This window comes from Rhodococcus sp. 15-2388-1-1a (genome assembly GCF_002259145.1).
GTDB lineage: Bacteria > Actinomycetota > Actinomycetes > Mycobacteriales > Mycobacteriaceae > Rhodococcoides.
In genome coordinates, this window is sequence record NZ_NPFP01000008.1 from 50428 (window position 1) to 68870 (window position 18443).

The 18443-nt window shown below is 65.3% G+C and carries 16 protein-coding genes; 10 read left to right on the forward strand and 6 right to left on the reverse strand.

The genetic code is table 11. The features are described 5' to 3' along the window. Both CH302_RS04720 and CH302_RS04725 read right to left on the reverse strand, forming a co-directional pair. Positions 1–477, reverse strand: a complete 477-nt coding sequence (locus CH302_RS04720) for a GNAT family N-acetyltransferase (RefSeq protein ID WP_037189882.1) — start codon at positions 475–477, stop codon at positions 1–3. Beyond that, entirely contained in the window at positions 474–1115 is a 642-nt protein-coding gene (locus CH302_RS04725) for an acid phosphatase (RefSeq protein ID WP_052047540.1), read from the reverse strand. The genes CH302_RS04720 and CH302_RS04725 overlap by 4 nt, the downstream gene beginning before the upstream one ends. A gap of 194 nt (positions 1116–1309) precedes the next feature. On the opposite strand from CH302_RS04725, the gene CH302_RS04730 reads away from it, so the two are divergent. Further along, on the forward strand, positions 1310–2776 hold the full coding sequence (locus tag CH302_RS04730) for a DHA2 family efflux MFS transporter permease subunit (RefSeq protein WP_037189879.1): 1467 nt from the start codon (positions 1310–1312) through the stop codon (positions 2774–2776). A gap of 59 nt (positions 2777–2835) precedes the next feature. Further along, the gene (locus CH302_RS04735; RefSeq protein ID WP_037189876.1) at positions 2836–3630 is read left to right on the forward strand and encodes a ParA family protein; all 795 of its coding nucleotides are present in this window, start codon (positions 2836–2838) and stop codon (positions 3628–3630) included. 21 nt (positions 3631–3651) lie between these two features. Here the strand turns inward: CH302_RS04735 and CH302_RS04740 are convergent, their stop codons facing one another. Next, positions 3652–4905, reverse strand: coding sequence for an Rv3212 family protein (locus CH302_RS04740; RefSeq protein ID WP_037189875.1), 1254 nt, complete (start codon positions 4903–4905; stop codon positions 3652–3654). Between the two features lie 9 nt (positions 4906–4914). After that, positions 4915–6435 (reverse strand): DEAD/DEAH box helicase, encoded by a 1521-nt coding sequence (locus tag CH302_RS04745; RefSeq protein ID WP_230596229.1) that lies wholly within the window; start codon positions 6433–6435, stop codon positions 4915–4917. 440 nt (positions 6436–6875) lie between these two features. On the opposite strand from CH302_RS04745, the gene CH302_RS04750 reads away from it, so the two are divergent. Continuing rightward, positions 6876–7598 carry a ferritin-like fold-containing protein gene (locus tag CH302_RS04750; RefSeq protein WP_037189874.1) on the forward strand — a complete coding sequence of 241 codons (723 nt, stop codon included), beginning with the start codon at positions 6876–6878 and terminating at the stop codon, positions 7596–7598. Positions 7599–7727: 129 nt separating this feature from the next. Beyond that, on the forward strand, positions 7728–7955 hold the full coding sequence (locus CH302_RS04755; protein ID WP_032397679.1) for a DUF3107 domain-containing protein: 228 nt from the start codon (positions 7728–7730) through the stop codon (positions 7953–7955). Between the two features lie 72 nt (positions 7956–8027). Here the strand turns inward: CH302_RS04755 and CH302_RS04760 are convergent, their stop codons facing one another. After that, positions 8028–8681, reverse strand: a complete 654-nt coding sequence (locus tag CH302_RS04760; RefSeq protein ID WP_037190243.1) for a TetR/AcrR family transcriptional regulator — start codon at positions 8679–8681, stop codon at positions 8028–8030. Between the two features lie 300 nt (positions 8682–8981). On the opposite strand from CH302_RS04760, the gene CH302_RS04765 reads away from it, so the two are divergent. The 3 genes from CH302_RS04765 (at position 8982) to CH302_RS04775 (ending at position 12232) form a co-directional block, all read left to right on the forward strand. Beyond that, positions 8982–10061 (forward strand): DUF3152 domain-containing protein, encoded by a 1080-nt coding sequence (locus tag CH302_RS04765; protein ID WP_037189873.1) that lies wholly within the window; start codon positions 8982–8984, stop codon positions 10059–10061. Between the two features lie 89 nt (positions 10062–10150). Further along, entirely contained in the window at positions 10151–11317 is a 1167-nt protein-coding gene (gene moeZ, locus CH302_RS04770) for an adenylyltransferase/sulfurtransferase MoeZ (RefSeq protein WP_037189871.1), read from the forward strand. A 60-nt stretch (positions 11318–11377) separates the two neighbouring features. Continuing rightward, positions 11378–12232 (forward strand): TIGR02569 family protein, encoded by an 855-nt coding sequence (locus CH302_RS04775; RefSeq protein WP_037190242.1) that lies wholly within the window; start codon positions 11378–11380, stop codon positions 12230–12232. On the opposite strand, the gene CH302_RS04780 is transcribed toward CH302_RS04775, so the two are convergent. Then, positions 12222–12932 carry a FadR/GntR family transcriptional regulator gene (locus CH302_RS04780; protein ID WP_037189870.1) on the reverse strand — a complete coding sequence of 237 codons (711 nt, stop codon included), beginning with the start codon at positions 12930–12932 and terminating at the stop codon, positions 12222–12224. The genes CH302_RS04775 and CH302_RS04780 overlap by 11 nt on opposite strands. Before the next feature lie 81 nt (positions 12933–13013). Here CH302_RS04780 and CH302_RS04785 point away from each other — a divergent pair, with 81 nt between their 5' ends. From CH302_RS04785 to nirB, 3 genes are all read left to right on the forward strand, one after another. Continuing rightward, on the forward strand, positions 13014–14255 hold the full coding sequence (locus CH302_RS04785; protein WP_052047594.1) for an MFS transporter: 1242 nt from the start codon (positions 13014–13016) through the stop codon (positions 14253–14255). Between the two features lie 238 nt (positions 14256–14493). Next, a complete protein-coding gene (locus CH302_RS04790; protein WP_037190239.1) occupies positions 14494–15879 on the forward strand; it encodes a nitrate/nitrite transporter in 1386 nt (461 codons plus the stop codon). 61 nt (positions 15880–15940) lie between these two features. Continuing rightward, positions 15941–18436 carry a nitrite reductase large subunit NirB gene (gene nirB, locus CH302_RS04795; RefSeq protein ID WP_037189869.1) on the forward strand — a complete coding sequence of 832 codons (2496 nt, stop codon included), beginning with the start codon at positions 15941–15943 and terminating at the stop codon, positions 18434–18436. Positions 18437–18443: the final 7 nt, after the last annotated feature.

Here is an 18443-nt window from a genome sequence, read left to right on the forward strand (position 1 = left end):
TCAACGCGCCTGAATCGCCAGGTCGGCCAATGCATCCTCGGTCAGGCGGAACGTGGTCCACTCGTCCTGTGGCTCTGCCCCGAGCGATCGGTAGAAGCCGATCGACGGAGTGTTCCAGTCCAGAACCGACCAGGCCAACCGCGTGTACCCCCGATCGACGCACTCGGCGGCCAACGCGGCGAGCAGGGCGGTTCCGAAGCCTCCTCCTCGCGCAGCGGGCTGCACGTAGAGATCCTCCAGATAGATTCCGTTGACTCCGTCCCACGTGGAGAAGTTCAAGAACCACAGCGCGCACCCCACCACAGTCCCCTCGTGCTCGGCGACGTGCGCGAACACGGACGGCTGAGCTCCGAACAGCGCAGAGCGAAGCTGCTCGTCTCGGACGGTGCACAGCGAGGACGACTTCTCGTAGGCGGCGAGCTCGTGCACGAGAGCGGTGATGGCGGGAACATCGGCCTCCGTGGCGCGGCGAATCATCGTGGGTTTCCTTTCGGTGCCGTGGCAGCGGTGAGAATCGAAGGGTGCACGTTGTGTGCGACGAGCTGGCGAAACGAATGCTCGAATCCCAGCAACGAGTACGCGGCGGGCGAGAGGGCGAAGCGTTTGCCCTCGGTGATGGGGGCCTCGGTCCAGCCGGCGATCAGTGCACGCGAGAAGTGGCCGTGGCCGACCAGCACGACGTCGCGGCCGCTCAACAACGGCAGAACGACCGAGAGCACCAGTTCGACGCGCACGGCGATGTCGCCGATGGACTCACCACCCGGACACGGATGAGTCCAGACGGTCCAGTGCGGCACCGTCTCGTGGATCTGCGTCGACGTGATGCCCTCGTAGTCGCCGTAGTCCCACTCCGACAACGAATCCCACGTTCGATCGACCTGCAGGCCCGCGAGCTCGGCTGTTCGACGGGCGCGCTCGCGCGGACTGGTGATCACCAAGGGATCGCGCAGGTTCAGTAGTCGGAGGAGCGATCCGGCCTCGACGGCCTGTTGCTCGCCGGTACTCGTGAGAGGAACGTCGGTGTTGCCGGTGTGCTTACCGGCCAGCGCCCATTCGGTCTCGCCGTGTCGGAGTAGAACGACTCTGCCTGCCTCGACGCCGCCGTGTGTGGTCATGCAACGATCATGCCTGCCGTACGAATGTGGCCCTTGTCATAGGTGGCCTACGGATGTGTCCGATTTGTCGATTGAGTACAGACCTACCGGCCGGTTACATTCGTCTCGAATCTTCCCCCCTCTCGGGCGACGCAGCACTGCCCGTCGTGCGCCCCGGCCCGCCTCACAGCTCCTTCTCATCGACCTGGAGAACCATGACCGACCTGCAGAAGCCCGCGTCGTCCGATGCACCGGAGAAGCTCGACGGCGCATTGTTGAAGATCGCCGGGGTGGTTGTGCTCGGGGCCATCATGTCCATACTCGACGTCACCGTCGTCAGCGTCGCGCTCCGAACGTTCACCGACGTCTTCGACACCACCTACGCCAACGCCGCATGGACGATGACGGGCTACACGCTCGCCCTGGCCACCGTCATACCGCTGACCGGGTGGGCTGCCGATCGGTTCGGAACCAAGCGCCTCTACATCACTGCGTTGGTGCTGTTCGTTCTCGGTTCGGTGCTGTGCAGCTTCGCCTGGGACATCACGTCGCTCATCGTCTTCCGAGTGCTGCAGGGACTCGGCGGTGGCATGTTGATGCCACTGGGCATGACGATCATGACGCGCGCCGCCGGCCCGGAGCGGATCGGTCGCGTGATGGCCGTGCTGGGTGTACCGATGCTCATCGGGCCGATCGCAGGGCCCATCCTGGGCGGCTGGCTGATCGAGGCAGCGAGCTGGCACTGGATCTTCCTCATCAACCTGCCGATCGGCATCCTCGCCCTGATCGCGGCCGTGATGATCTTCCCCAAGGACAACCCGACTCCGTCCGAGTCCTTCGATTTCCGCGGCATGCTGATGCTCTCGCCCGGCCTGGCACTGTTCCTCTACGGCGCGTCCTCGGTCGTCGAAACCGAAACCGTTCTCGCGGTCAAGGTGCTGGTCCCGGTCATCGTCGGGCTCGTGCTGATCGTCCTGTTCGTATTCCATGCCCTGCGCGTGCAGCATCCCCTGATCGATCTACGGCTGTTCGGGAACAGATCGCTGACCGTGGCCGTGATCACCACGACGCTCTTCATGGTCGCCTTCATGGGCGCGGGTCTGCTGTTCCCAAGCTATTTCCTGCTTCGCGGCGAAACGACGTTGACCGCCGGGCTGCTGCTCGCACCACAGGGCATCGGCGCGATGATCGCGATGCCGATCGCCGGAGTGATCGCCGACAAGTTCGGTCCCGGCAGGATCGTGCTGGTGGGCATGGTGTTCATCACCGCAGGAATGGCGGTGTTCACGCAGGTCGGCACCGACACCTCGTACTCCCTGCTCATCGGCGCACTGTTCGTCATGGGACTGGGCCTCGGTTCGACGATGATGCCCATCATGACGGCTGCTCTGCAGACGTTGACCGACGAGACGGTTGCACGCGGCTCGACGTTGATGAACATCGTCCAGCAAGCAGCCGGGTCGATCGGTACTGCGCTGATGTCGGTGGTGCTGACCGCTCAGCAGAAGCCCGCACTGACCGCGACCAGCCAGGTCGAGGCCTTCGACATCTCGGCGAGGGCCTTCGGCACCACCTTCATGGTTGCGTTGGTTCTGATCGTCCTCACGTTCGTTCCCGCCTTCTTCCTGCCCCGAACGAAGCACGTGACCGAGCGGTCCGCGGCACCGATCGCGCTGCACTGACGCGCCCGAGAGATGCCGAACCCTCGCTCATCGGCTCGATGTAGGCAAGGATCAGGGCCGTGACGACAATTCTCGCGGTAGCGAATCAGAAGGGCGGCGTCGCCAAGACCACCACGGTGGCTTCGCTCGCGGCTGCGCTGCATGCTCTCGATCGACGAGTCCTGGTGGTCGACCTCGATCCGCAGGGCTGTCTGACGTTCTCGCTCGGACACAACCCGGACAAGCTCGATTCCTCGGTCCACGAAGTGCTGACCGGGGATGCCAAGGTCGAGGACGTACTGATCGAGACCGCGGAAGGAATCGTGCTGCTGCCGGCGACGATCGATCTCGCCGGCGCGGAAGCGTTGCTGCTGATGCGTGCGGGTCGCGAATTCGCACTCAAGCGGGCGCTCGCACCGATCCTCGAGGATTTCGATGTCGTCGTCATCGATTGTCCGCCGTCGCTGGGAGTGCTGACCCTCAACGGCCTCACCGCCGCACAGTCGGTGCTCGTGCCTCTGCAGTGCGAGACTCTCGCGCATCGCGGGGTCGGGCAGCTGTTGCGAACGGTGTCCGAGGTACAACAGATCACCAACCCCGATCTGGCGTTGCTCGGTGCCCTTCCCACACTGTTCGACGCCCGCACCACGCACAGCAGGGATGTGCTCGGCGATGTCTCGGACCGCTATTCGATGCCGGTTCTCGCGCCGCCGATTCCGCGAACCGTACGCTTCGCCGAGGCCAGTGCATCGGGCGCGACGGTACTCTCGGGCCGAAAGAACAAGGGCGCGCAGGCCTATCGAGAACTCGCCGAGAATCTGTTGGCGTACTGGGACGGCGGAGCCGATCTGAAGACCTACGATCCGGCGGAGTAGACCGAGGCCCGTGCCGGCGCGTCAGCCGAGAGCGACCACGTCGGAACCGCGTTGCTCGACGACCACATCACCGATCACCGACATCTGTATCGGTCCGTCGTAGTCGCCTCGGTCGACCGGAATGTCGGCCGTCGAGGCGCCGGTGGCGAGATCGACCACCGAGATGCCGTCGGGCACGGGTACGAGGAGTCGGCCGGCCATGACCGCTCCACTTCCGAGCGCTCCGGGGACGGTCCACAGAGGACCGAGACTGTTGGCATCGAACGCCTGGACCCCCGCACCGGTGAACCAGGTGAGCACCGAACCTGCCTTCGTCGCAGGCACATTCGGAGAGTCCCGGGTAGCGGAGGAGACGGCCGGGAGAATGAATTCGGATATCTTCGCGGCCGTGTCGTCGTAGAGTCCCACTCGGTCGGGCGCGCCGTTCTCCGCAGGGATGTACAGCGCGACGATGTTGCCCGTGATCGCGATGATCCGCCCGGCAGTCGGTGCGTCGGGTCCGGGAACGAGTTCCGGTACCACCGTCGACCCGTACTCCTCGGGTTCGCTCGCGTCCTTGGGTGCTGGATTGATCAGTGACAATCGGGCCGCAGTCTCTCCCGGGCACTGTTCCAGTACGGCCGTCCGTGCGTTCGTCGACCCCGAGGACAGCAGCGTGCACCCGGTTCTGGGCTGACTGCCCGGATTGACCGGGGCATCGACGCGACCGTATTCGAGGGTGCGAACCATGTCCGACCGCCACAGCTCCATGCGGGTGTCGCCCCTCGACGTCACGTACGTGCCATCGGAGGACAGTCGGATCGCATCGTCGGCGTCGGATGTGCGTTGTGCCTTGCGTTCTCCGGTTGCTCCGTCGAGTTCGGTCACCTGAGAGCAGCCGCGGTCGTCGCGGTAGACCGCGACTGCGGTGTTCCACGACGCGACCACCGAGCAGAGCGGGAGATCGCGTGTGTACGACCAGGATTGCTCACCGGACCGTGGATCACGGCCGAGGACGGAGCCCCCGTCCGCAGTCACCACCGTGGATCCGGTGACGACAGGAAGCGGGGTTCGCGTCGAATCCGTTGCTGCGCTCGGCGCGCGCCACAATTCGGTGAGCGCCGTAGGCACCGCGGCTGCGGGTTCGGCCTGAGGCAGTGGCTCGTCGGCCGGCATCGATGTAGTTCCGCGAGCATCACCGGTGAACCACGCGATGCTCGCGGCAACCACCACGACCACTGCGATGACGGCGGCGACGACGAGGTCGGTTCTCGTCCGACGTTCTGGAGCCAGCACGGCGGGAGATTACTCCGATGCGCTCGCAGTCGACGGTCCGGCATCGGCGGAGGATCCACTGGGGCGACGACGCCTGCGGCGGCGCGGAGCAGTCTTCGTCACCGTGCCTGTGGACCCCGCATCCGACGTATCCGATTGCTCGGCAACCGAATTCGCGGCTGGTGCGGAATCGGCCGATGCGACGGAGGTGGCGGCGGCGTTGTCGCCGTCCTGACCTGCGCGGGTGCGACGGCGACTGCGCGAGCGGCGCGGCTTGGTCGCCGTCGACGCGTCGGCCGCAGGCGCTGCTGTCGCCTCGCCGTCTTCGTCCGTCTTCTCCGGGGCGCGCGAGGGTGCCTTGCGTACGGTGCCGGTGGCGTCGGTGGCGATACCGAGGTCGGTGAACAGATGCGGTGAGCTCGAGTAGGTCTCGACCGGATCCGGCATGCCGAGATCGAGAGCCTTGTCGATCAGCTGCCAACGGGGGATGTCGTCCCAGTCGACCAGAGTGACCGCGATGCCGGTGCGTCCTGCACGGCCGGTGCGGCCGATGCGGTGCACGTAGGTCTTCTCGTCCTCGGGGCACTGGTAGTTGATGACGTGGGTGACGTCGTCGATGTCGATACCGCGTGCTGCGACGTCGGTCGCCACCAGAACGTCGATCTTGCCCGTTCGGAACGACTTGAGGGCTTTCTCACGCTGGACCTGGCCGAGGTCGCCGTGCACGGCACCGACCGAATATCCGCGCTCGGCCAATTCGTCGGCGACCTTCTGGGCGGTGCGCTTGGTGCGGGTGAACACCATCGTCGCGCCGCGACCCTCGGCCTTGAGGACCTTGGCGACCATCTCGACCTTGTCCAGGGCGTGGGCCCGGTAGACGTGCTGGGCGGTGCGGTCGTGGACGGCCGAGGACTCGGCCTCTTCGGCGCGGATGTGCGTCGGCTGCGTCAGGAACGTCCGGGCCAGGGTGATGATCGGACCCGGCATCGTGGCCGAGAAGAGCATCGTCTGACGCTTGTCGGGCACCATGCCGAGGATGCGTTCGATGTCGGGGAGGAACCCGAGGTCGAGCATCTCGTCGGCCTCGTCGAGAACCAGGACCCCGACCTTGCCGAGGATCAGGTGGTTCTGCTTGGCGAGGTCGAGCAGACGGCCCGGGGTACCGACGACGACGTCGACGCCGTTCTGCAGCGCGCTGATCTGCGCCTCGTACGGACGGCCACCGTAAATGGAGAGCACCTTGACGGGACCGTTCGCGCCGCTGAGGTACTTGGACGCGTTCTCGAGGTCGGAGCTGACCTGAACGCACAGTTCACGGGTCGGCACGATCACCAGGGCGCGGGGGGTGCCGTCGAGCGGGGAGGTGCCGGAGTTGTCCGTGGCGAGTCGGTGCAGCAGGGGAACACCGAAGCCGAACGTCTTGCCCATTCCGGTGCGTGCCTGACCGATGAGGTCGTCGCCCGCGATGGCGAGTGGCAGCGTCAACTCCTGGATGGCGAACGTGCGCTCGATTCCCATCTCGGAGAGCGCGCGAACGATGGAGGGATCCACGTTCAGCTCGGCGAAAGTGGGGGGTACGTGCGTGTCGTCCAGCTGCGCCGACAGCGTGGTGTCGCCGGTGTCGGACTCTTGGTCGATGACTATCTTGCTCAGGGGACTGGCCTTCCTCGTGGTCGAACGTGCGCACGAGGAAGGGCATAGGCCTATTGCCGGCCGAAGTCGATGCCCTCGATCCGATGTGATGTCGCCGTCAGCCTCAGCGCGGCCGCGAACTGCGATGTCCGCTGCGGCGAAGCTGTCGAGGCGACCCGGATCAGGTGCGCACACATTATCGATGACCGTCGCGTGATTCTTCGGTCCGTTTCATCGGTCCGCGAGCGACGATCGAGCACCATGGTAGCTTGCCGAACGGATTTCTCCATTGTCGGCAGGTCACGGCGGGTCCGGCGCGCGCCGAGACGAGGCGTCGGGCACGGGACTACGATTGCCGCATGGGAGCCCATTCGTCGGAGCCGTCGTCCTCTGTTTCACCCACCACGCTCATCGAGTCGGACCGAGTCGAGCCGGCGATCGCGCACGATCACCCCGGTATCCCGGATCTGTTCGCGGTGCTCGCATACGGCGAGATATCTGCGTTCTATCGCCTGGCGGACGACGCACGGATGGCTCCGTCCATGGAGGGTCGTGTCGCGCTCGCGAGCATGGCGGCTGCAGAGATGAGCCATTTCGAGACATTGCAGAAGGCCTTGTCGGACCGCGGTCTCGACGTCTACGCCTCGATGGACCCGTTCGTTCGCGCCCTCGACGAGTACCACGAGTCGACGACTCCGTCGACGTGGTTGGAGTCACTGGTCAAGGCATACGTGGGAGACGGCATCGCGGCCGATTTCTACCGGCAGATCGCGCACAGTCTCGACCCCGACGTGGCCGAGATCGTTCGCGACGTGCTCGCCGAGACCGGGCACTCGGAGTTCGTGGTGCACGAGGTGTCCGACCGGGTTCGCGCGAGCTCGCAGGAGAAGGCGCGACTGATGCTGTGGGGTCGTCGTCTGCTCGGCGAGGCCATCACCCAGGCGCAGTTCGTGCTCGCGCGGCGCGAGTCACTGACCGATCTCGTCATCACCGCGTCGGGAGACCTCAACGGTGTCGTCGCACTGTTCGACCGCATGCAGGAGCAGCACGCGGAACGGATGTCCTCACTCGGACTGGACTGACCGCTGTGGCCGGTGTTCGCCGGCAGCACAGGGCGGTGTTCGCTGACAGCACAGGGCGTCGGGCGTCTGGTTCGACGCCGCTGCACTAGCCTGGCGTGAGCAGAGTTGTCGAGAGTTCGGAGGTTGACCGTGGAGGTCAAGATCGGTGTTTCGGAGAGTTCCCGTGAGCTCGTCGTGAACAGCACGCAGTCCCCGGCCGAGGTCGAAGCGCTCGTATCGACCGCCTTCGCCGGTAAGGACGGAGTGCTGTCGTTGGAGGACGAGAAGGGACGCAAGTTCTTGATCCAGGCTTCCAAGGTGTCGTACGTCGAGATCGGTCCGTCCGATGCTCGGAAGGTCGGATTCGCGACCGCCTGAGACTGCTCGGAACGCACGACACGCCCCTCACTCGAATCGAGTGAGGGGCGTGTTGCGTTCGTGGGTCGGTATCTACGGTGACTGCAGGGGCACGTGTGACAGACCGCCCCAGGCCAGCGACACCGTGGTGTCGACGGCGTCTTCCTTGGAAATCGGCCGGTCGGCCTCGAGCCAGTACCGAGCGGTGAACTGGCTTGCACCGACCAGACCGACGGCCAGCACGCGGGCCCGGTAGGGATCGAGTCCGGAGTCGTGGGCAACCAGGTCGAAGACGGCGTCGACACACGCTTCGGTTGCCTGCTCGACGCGAGAGTTGACCTGCGGGTCGCCCATCAGATCGGACTCGAAGACCAGGCGGAATCCCTGAGTGTCGGTGTCGACGAAGTCGTAGAACGCCAGCACCGCAGCACGAACGCGCTGCCGATTGTCCGTGGTTGAGCGCAGGGCCTGGCGTACTCCTGCGATCAGAGTGTCCACGTAGCTCTGCAGCACCGCCAGGTACAGCTCGAGCTTTCCGGGGAAGTGCTGGTACAGGACCGGCTTGCTGACGCCCGCGCATTCGGCGATCTCGTCCATTCCGGACGCGTGATATCCGCGGGTCACGAATATTTCGCTCGCAGCAGCGAGCAGTTGCGCCCGACGGGCATCGCGCGGCAACCGTGCGCTGCGGCGATTGCCGGTGGTGGCCGGCCGGTCGGAAGACCGCCGGTCGTCGAGATCTGTCATGAATTCTGTTCCCATCCGCGTCGACAACTGCGCTCGTCTTGGTTCGACAACGAACTGTCCGGCATGAACTTCCGGCGGGTGGCCGTCGGTTCGGACCGCTCGTAGCGCAGATCACGGGCAACGATACGCGTGGCTGCCTTCACTCACGGGATCCTGGGGGACCGTTGCGGAAAGTGAGCAATACCGGATCACGTCGAGCGGTTTGTTCGTACGATGTTTTCGTACCTGAAACCCGATAGTTCCCGTCCCGGTATCGGCGTGCCGAGCGGCGGGCGGTGAGGATTGTGAGATCGTGAGCGAGTGACTGACCGAGGCGGGCCGCGTATCCGCGGTGGTGTGCAGTCGGGCGGCGTCGACGAGGGGTACGACGATCGGTCGGACGACTACCCACGCACAGTGGGAAGTCGCGGGTCGCATCAACCGCTCCGCGCTCAGTGGGATCCGACACAACGCGAGGTCAAGCAGCGCAGTCGTCGTCCGGAACGCGACGTCAAGAAGCAGAGCAAGCTCGGAAAGTTCGCGTCCACCTATGGATGGCGGGCGTACGCGGTGCCGATTCTGATCGTGGTGACCGCACTCGTCGTCTTCGATGCCGTGCGCACCGGTGACCCCGTCACCGGCACTGTCGCGCAGTCCACCAACGCCGATCCCGGATTCGGCACCTTGAGTTCGGATACGACGTCGGGCACCGGAATCATCGGTGTGCCGCCGCAGGCCGACGGCAATTTCGCGGCGTCGATCTCGTCGGGTGAGCTGCCCGACGGTGGTCCGTTCGCAGTGCAGGGAGCCGGAACGTGGCACACCGTGCCTGGCACCACCGAGCAGGTGGGGCAGGGGACCGAGCGGGTGTTCACCTACACGGTCGAGGTCGAGGACGGCGTGGACACGGTCGGGTTCGGCGGCGACGAGTCGTTCGGCCGCTTGGTGGATCAGACCCTCGCCAACCCCAAGAGTTGGACGAACGACCCACGGTTCGGATTCCGTCGAATCGATCAGGGCGATCCCGACTTCAGGATTTCGCTGACGTCGCAGATGTCGATCCGGCAGGCCTGTGGCTACGACATCCAACTCGAGGTGTCCTGCTACAACCCCGGCATCGAGCGAGTGGTGCTGAACGAGCCGAGGTGGGTGCGCGGGGCGATCTCGTTCCAGGGCGACATCGGCTCGTACCGCCAGTACCAGATCAATCACGAGGTCGGCCACGCGATCGGTTATCAGCAGCACCAACCGTGCGAGACCGACGGCGGGCTCGCCCCGGTGATGATGCAGCAGACGTTCGGGACGTCCAACGACGACATCGCGCGACTGGACCCGGCGGGCGTCGTGCCCATGGACGGCAAGACGTGCCGATTCAATCCGTGGCCCTACCCGCGAGGCTGATCGGTCGAGAGTCGGACAGGCTGAGTTAGATTCGAACGTGGCGATCGGGTCACCGGCCGCCGTGTCGAGTCGAGGAGCGTCGCTGCGTCGTGGTCCACCTACCTCCGCTGGTCGAACCCGCAGGCGAACTGACGCCCGAGGACGTCGCGCGGTACAGCCGGCACCTGATCATCCCCAGTGTCGGAACCGACGGTCAGAAGCGACTGCGCAACGCCCGCGTGCTCGTCGTCGGTGCCGGGGGACTGGGCTCACCCGCGCTGCTGTATCTCGCAGCAGCCGGTGTCGGAACTCTGGGCATCGTGGAATTCGACGATGTCGAACTGTCGAACCTGCAACGGCAGATCATTCACGGCCGATCCGACGTGGGTCGTCCGAAGGCCGACAGCGCCAGGGACTCGATTCTCGAACTCAACGACGGCGTCGAGGTGGCGCTGCACCGTGTTCGACTCGACTCGTCGAACGCGCTCGAGCTCTTTCGGCAGTACGACCTCGTGCTCGACGGGACCGACAACTTCGCCACCCGATACCTCGTCAACGACGCGGCCGCCCTGGTCGGAATCCCGTACGTGTGGGGTTCGATCTACCGGTTCGAGGGGCAGGTGTCGGTGTTCTGGGATCGGGCCCCCGGCGACGCAGGCATCAACTATCGCGACCTCTACCCCGAGGCTCCGCCGCCGGGCATGGTGCCCTCGTGCGCCGAGGGTGGGGTGCTGGGGGTGCTGTGCGCGTCGATCGGGTCGGTCATGGTCACCGAGGCCATCAAGCTGATCACCGGAATCGGCGAGACGTTGCTGGGCCGATTGATGATCTACGACGCCCTGGCGATGAGCTATCGAACCGTCGGTCTGACTCGGGACCCGCATCGAACGCCGATCACCGAGCTGATCGATTACGAGGCATTCTGCGGAGTGGTCCCGGCCACCGAATCCACCGGTGAGTCGATCACCCCGGCGGAGCTGCACGCAATGATGCAGGCCGGTCGCGAGGTTGCCCTCATCGACGTGCGTGAGCCGGTGGAGTGGGACATCGTCCGCATCGACGGTGCGCGTTCGATACCCAAGGATCGAATTCTGTCGGGGGCCGCAATGGCAGATCTCCCGCAGCACATCCCCATCGTGCTCTACTGCAAAACCGGCATCAGGTCCGCAGAGGTGCTCTCCGCCCTCGTCGGTGCCGGTTTCTCGGACGCCTCCCATCTGCACGGCGGAATAGTGGAGTGGGCCAAGCAGATCGATCCCGGTCTGCCCATGTACTGATGCGGTCCGTGTGTGCGCGTCGTTCGCAGTGGCACCGCGATCGGCGGTAGCGTGGCGCTCGTGAGCTCTGTCGAACCTCCTCAGCACGTGATCTCTACGTTCGGGCTGCGCGATGTCGAGCCTGCACCTCTCGGCGCGGACTGGGACGGTGGATGGCGTCTGGGTGACGTCGTGCTGTCTCCGGTGGCAGACCATGCCCGCGCCGCGTGGTCGGCCAAGGTGCGCGAGACCTTGACCGTGGACGGGGTTCGTCTCGCCCGACCGGTGCGTTCCACCGACGGCCGTTACGTCGTGTCGGGCTGGCGAGCGGACACGTTCGTCGCCGGTGAACCGGAGCCCCGTCACGACGAGGTGATCTCGTTGTCGATGCGGTTGCATGCGGCGACCGCGCAACTCGAGCGACCCCGATTCCTGGTTCAGCCGCCCGTGGCGCCGTGGGCCGACGTGGACGTGTTCGTTGCTGCCGACAGAGCTGCATGGGAGGCGGTCCCGCTGCGCTCGGCTCGCGGTGCAGGCGCACCCGAGCCGTCGTCCAGCGATGGCAAGAGCAGCCTGGAATTGGTCAAACAGCTTGCGACACTACGCAAGCCGGTCGAGTCGCCTGATCAGTTGGTGCACGGTGATCTGTTCGGAACGGTGTTGTTCTCCGGTAGCGATGCCCCCGGAATCAGTGACATCACCCCGTACTGGCGTCCCGCGCCGTGGGCTGCCGGGGTGGCCGTGGTGGACGCCCTCTCCTGGGGTGACGCCGACGACGGTCTGGTCGGCCGCTGGGACGATCTACCGGAATGGCCGCAGATGTTGTTGCGCGCGTTGATCTTTCGTCTCGCAGTGCACGCGCTTCACCCACGTTCGACGTCGGAGGCCTTCCCCGGCTTGGCACGAACAGCAGATCTGGTGCGCCTCATTCTGTGAGTTCTGCTGCGCGAGCCGGGAGTTCCTCTGCGCGAGCCGGTGATTCGGAGAGTTCGTGGAACAGAGACCGAGCGGCATGCATCGCGCGGGCGGCGTCACCGTCGATGACCGCCGCCACGAGTGCGGTGTGTTCGTCGATGTAGTCGTCGTCGTGCTCGATGGCATGGTGGCGCATGGCGTCGTGGATCACCGGCAGCAGTGAATCGTAGAACTCCAGATAGATGGCGTTGTGGCTGGCCGCGACGATGGCGCGGTGCAGGCGTGCGTCGATCCGAACGGCATCCGCCAGCGGCGTTTCGTCGGACCACGCCGCATTGCGATCGGCCAGTGCGCTCAGCATGGCGACGATGTCGTCGTCGTCGCGTCGGTCGGCGGCAAGAGCCGCCGCGGTGACTTCCAGTGTCTCGCGTAGCTCGGTGACGTCGCGGTGCCGAGCGTCCGAGAAGTACTTTCCCAAGGTTCCTCCCAGGTCGGAGCACGTCATGACGAACGTGCCCGAACCCTGCCTGCGTTCGACCATGCCTGCGTGGACGAGTGCCTGCACTGCTTCACGCACGGTGTTTCGCCCGGTGCCGGTCATCTCGCACAGTTCGGGTTCGGTGGGAATGCGGGTACCCACCGGCCATCGCTGCGAGGTGATCTCCTCGCGCAGCGCAGCCGTCACCTGGGAGATCAGGCTCGATCGCTGGACCTGCCGCACGTGGGCTCCTCATGCCGGGGACGTTGCAGCGTCGATAGTAATGCTTTGCACCCAATGATCCGGTCATCCTATGATTACGCGGTGAGTGCGCCTACCGTCCCCGCCGCCCGAACCGTCGGTACCTCGCTCCTGCGCGGGCGAATTCTCGTCTTCTCCGCGATCGTTCTGTCAGCACTGACGCTGCGGGCGGCAGTGACCTCGATCAGCCCGCTGTTCGGCAGGATCGGCACCGACCTCGAGTTCGGCGACACGGTTGTCGGCGTCGTCGGAATGTTGCCCCCGGCGATGTTCGCCGTGTTCGGTCTGGCAACACCGTTTCTCGCCAAGCGCACCGGTCTCGAGCGAGCTGCGCTGCTGGCCATGGCACTGACCACCATCGGCATGGCCACCCGTGCATTCGCGCCGAACACCGCCTCGTTGCTCGCCCTGTCCGCGATCGCCCTCGCGGGAATGGGAATCGGGAACGTCGTCATCCCGCCGTTGGTCAAGCGGTACTTCTCCGATCGTCTCGCTGTGGTGAGCACCGTCTACATCTGCGTCATGCAGATCAGCACCATGGTCCCGCCGCTGCTCGCGGTACCCATCGCCGACGCGCACGGATGGCGTGTGTCCATCGGGATCTGGGCCGTGGTCGGCGTCGCGGCCGCACTGCCGTGGCTCGGTGTGGTGGTGGCCCGACGCGGCCACGACGAGAAGGACGTCTCGGCCGAGTCCGGATCGGCCGCGGTGCGCGTGGAACCGAGCGGCCGAATTCATCGATCCTCGCTGGCGTGGGGGATGGTGATGATGTTCGCAATGACCTCCCTGATCACGTACTCCATGCTCACCTGGTTGCCGACGCTGTTGATCGATGCGGGGATCGGAGAAGGCTTGGCCGGTGCTTCTGTCGCGGCCTTCGGCGCGATGGGTTTGGTCACGTCGCTGGCCGCACCGACTCTCTGTGCGCGAGTGCGCAATCCGTTCGGCCTCGTGGTGGTCGCCGCGGTCTGCTATTTCGGCGGCTTCTCGGGTCTGCACTGGTCGCCTGCCGCCGGTACGGTCGTGTGGGTGTGCCTGGTCGGGCTGGGCACGATGACCTTCCCGATGTCGCTGACGCTGATCAACCTCAGGACGCGTACCGCGGTGGGATCGTCCTCGCTGTCGGGGTTCACTCAGGGACTGGGTTACGTGGTGTCCTCGACCGGTCCGATTCTGTTCGGGCTGCTGCACACGCAGTCCGGTGGGTGGGGACTCTCGTTGGTGCTGCTGACCGGGTGTGTGGCGGTTCTGCTGGTCGGAGGGTTCCTGTGCTGCCGACCGAGGATGCTCGAAGACACCTGGTGACGCACGGCGACCGTTGACGCTTCATCTCACGTCGGTGCCCGTGATCGCGTGAGACCGAGTTAATCTTCCGAGTCATCGCACGCAGCGCCGCTGCAACATGGCTTTCCTATGTTCGGTCCACACACCGATCAGGAGGCCACACGTGACCAGCCTTTCTCGCAGCGCTTCGGCAGATGCCGGCTCAGCCACCACGGCGACCGTTCCGCCCGGAACGGTTCCCGTCTCCGTCAATCATCACATCGCGCACTGGAATTCCGAGGACGTCGAGGCATGGGAGGCCGGCGGCAAGCAGATCGCCAAGCGCAATCTGATCTGGTCGGTCATCGCCGAGCACGTCGGATTCTCGATCTGGTCGATCTGGTCGGTCATGGTGCTGTTCATGCCGTTGTCGGTCTACGGCATCGACGCCGCGGGCAAATTCTTCCTCGTGGCCGTCCCCACACTCGTCGGCGCGATCCTGCGGATTCCGTACACCTTCGCCACGGCGAAGTTCGGTGGGCGTAACTGGACCATCTTCAGTGCTCTGGTGTTGCTGATCCCCACCGTGCTGACGATGTATTTCATGCTGAACCCGGCGTCGTACACCACGTACATCATCGTTGCGGCGTTCGCCGGACTCGGCGGCGGTAACTTCGCGTCCTCGATGACGAACATCAATGCGTTCTATCCGCAGCGCGAGAAGGGATGGGCTCTCGGCTTGAACGCGGGCGGCGGCAACATCGGTGTGCCCGTCATCCAGCTCATCGGTTTGCTGGTCATCGCCACCATCGGTAACACCGCCCCCGAGATCGTGTGCGCCGTCTATCTCGTCTTCATCGCGCTGGCCGCCGTCGGTGCCGCGCTGTACATGGACAACCTGGACAACCAGAAGACCAACGGGCGCTCCATGATCGACGTGTTGAAGTTCTCGGACTCGTGGTGGATCGCCTTCCTGTACATCGGCACGTTCGGATCGTTCATCGGCTTCAGCTTCGCGTTCGGGCAGGTACTGCAGATCAACTTCCTCGCCGGACTCACCGACGGGGCACCCGCAACTCCCGCTCTGCAGGCGCAGGCATCGCTGCAGGCCGCTCAGATCGCCTTCATCGGACCGTTGCTCGGGTCGTTGTCGCGGCCGTTCGGTGGCAAGCTCGCCGACAAGATCGGCGGCGGCAAGATCACCCTGTACACGTTCGTGGCCATGACGTTCGCCACCGGAATTCTGGTCGCGGCCAGCACCTGGGACGATTCGACTCCCGGGGCGGCCAGCGGAACGGTGATGGTGCTCTTCGTCGTCGGATTCATCGCCCTCTTCCTGCTCTCGGGCCTCGGAAACGGATCGGTCTACAAGATGATCCCCGCCATCTTCGCTGCGAAATCTGCTCAGCTTCAGGGCATGACGGTCGACGAGCAGCAGCACTGGTCGCGCAAGATGTCCGGTGCCCTCATCGGTATCGCCGGTGCGATCGGCGCTCTCGGCGGCGTCGGAATCAACCTGGTGCTGCGGGCGTCGTACTCGGGTACCGCGAAGTCCGCGACCACCGCATTCTGGGTGTTCCTCGGCTTCTACATCGTCTGCGCGATCGTCACCTGGGCGATCTACCTGCGCAAGACCGACTCCGCCGACGCACCGGTAGCCGTCTGAGGATCCATCACCGGCAATGACGAAACGCCCTGCACGGCAACGTAGATCGGAAGGACCCGCAATGAAGAACGCGGTAGTGGTAGGTCACGGGATGGTCGGACACCGATTCGTCGAAGCGTTGCGTGCGCGCGACGAGGCGGCCGAGTGGAAGGTCACGGTCCTGTGCGAGGAGGCACTGGCGGCGTACGACAGGGTGGGACTGTCGTCCTACGTCGGTGCCTGGGACCACAAGGAACTCGCTCTGGCGGGCAACGATTATCCCGGCGACACACTCGTCGAGATGCGCACCGGAGTACGTGCCGATCGCATCGACCGTGACCACCGCACCGTCGTGACCTCGGCGGGAGACACGGTCGAGTACGACGCTCTCGTCCTCGCCACCGGTTCCTACCCGTTCGTGCCGCCGATCACCGGACACGACCTGCCCGCGTGCTTCGTCTACCGCACCCTCGACGACCTGGACAAGATCCGTGCCCGCGCCGACGCTGCGGGACCGGGAGCCGTCGGTGTGGTGGTCGGCGGTGGCCTGCTCGGGCTCGAAGCGGCGAACGCGCTGAAGAAGATGGGCATGACCCCGCACGTCATCGAGTTCGCTCCACGATTGATGCCGCTGCAGGTGGACGAGGGCGGCGGTGCGCTGTTGGCCCGCCTCGTCACCGAACTCGGGCTGAATGTACATGTGGGAGTCGGCACGTCGTCGATCTCCGAGAACGACAGCGCCGGCCTGACGGTCGAGCTGAGCGACGGCAGCACCATCGACGCCGCGTTGCTGGTGTTCTCCGCCGGTGTGCGTCCCCAGGATCGGCTGGCACGCGAGAGTGGCCTCGAGGTCGGTGAGCGCGGCGGCATCATGGTCGACATCGGCTGCAGTACTTCCGACCCGGCCGTCTACGCGATCGGCGAATGTGCCGCCGTCGAGGGTCGGTGCTACGGGCTGGTCGCTCCCGGATATTCGACGGCGGAGGTCGTGGCCGACCGATTGCTCGGCGGCGCAGCACAATTCCCGGGTGCAGACATGTCCACCAAGCTCAAGCTGATGGGTGTCGACGTCGCCAGTTTCGGCGACGCGATGGCTGCCACCCCTGGTGCGCTCGAGGTGGTGTTCAGCGATGCGCCCAAGGGCACGTACGCCAAGCTCGTCGTGACCGACGACGCGAAGACCCTCCTGGGCGGCATCCTCGTCGGCGATGCTTCCGCGTACTCGCTGCTGCGTCCGCTCGTCGGACGCGAGTTGCCCGGCGACCCGGGAGCCCTGATCTCACCGGCGGCCGAACAGGTCGGGATCGGTGCACTTCCCGACGACGCCGAGATCTGTTCCTGCAACGGCGTGAGCAAGGGTGCCATCTGCTCGGCGATCGCCGACGGGGCCTGCGATCTGGCGGCCGTGAAGAGCTGCACCACCGCGGGCACCACCTGTGGCGGATGCCTGCCCTCGATCAAGTCGCTGCTCGCCGCGTCCGGTGTGGTCCTCTCGAAGTCGTTGTGCGAGCACTTCTCTCAGTCCAGGGCCGAGCTGTTCGAGATCGTGCGGGCCACGAACACCCGCACCTTTTCCTCGCTGATCGCCAAGTACGGTGCGGGAACGGGGTGCGACATCTGCAAGCCCGTCGTCGCGTCGATCCTCGCGTCGACCTCCTCGGATCACATTCTCGACGGCGAGCAGGCGTCGCTGCAGGACACCAACGACCACTTCCTGGCCAACATCCAGAAGAACGGCACGTACTCGGTTGTGCCCCGGATGCCCGGCGGCGAGTGCACGCCCGAGCAACTGATCGTCATCGGTGAGGTCGCCCGCGATTTCGGGCTGTACACCAAGGTGACCGGAGGTCAGCGCATCGACATGTTCGGTGCCCGTGTCGAGCAGCTACCGGCGATCTGGAAGCGCCTCGTGGATGCGGGTATGGAATCGGGCCAGGCCTACGGAAAGTCGCTGCGGACGGTCAAGAGCTGCGTCGGATCGAGTTGGTGCCGTTACGGCGTCCAGGATTCGGTGGGGATGGCGGTCGATCTCGAGAACCGCTACCGAGGTCTGCGGTCGCCGCACAAGATCAAGTTCGGGGTCTCGGGCTGCGCACGAGAATGCGCCGAGGCTCGCGGCAAGGACGTCGGAATCATCGCGACGGAGGGCGGCTGGAATCTGTACGTGGCCGGCAACGGCGGTCAGTCACCCAAGCACGCTCAATTGCTGGCCTCCAACCTCGACGATGCAACCCTGGTCAGCTACATCGACCGCTACCTCATGTTCTACGTGCGCACTGCCGATCGGCTGCAGCGCACGGCACCGTGGCTCGAATCGCTCGACGGGGGACTCGATCACCTCAGAGCGGTCGTGTGCGAGGACAGTCTCGGGATCGGTGCGGAGCTCGAGGCCGACATGGGACGCCATGTCGCCGGATACAAGGACGAGTGGGCAGGCGTGCTCGAAGACGACGAGAAGCTCGGTCGATTCGTCTCCTTCGTCAATGCTCCGGACGAGGCCGACCCCACCATCGCGTTCGACGAGTCCGGGGCGCGCAAGGTACCCGTGCTGATGGGAATGCCGCGCATCGGCGCGTGAGCCGACG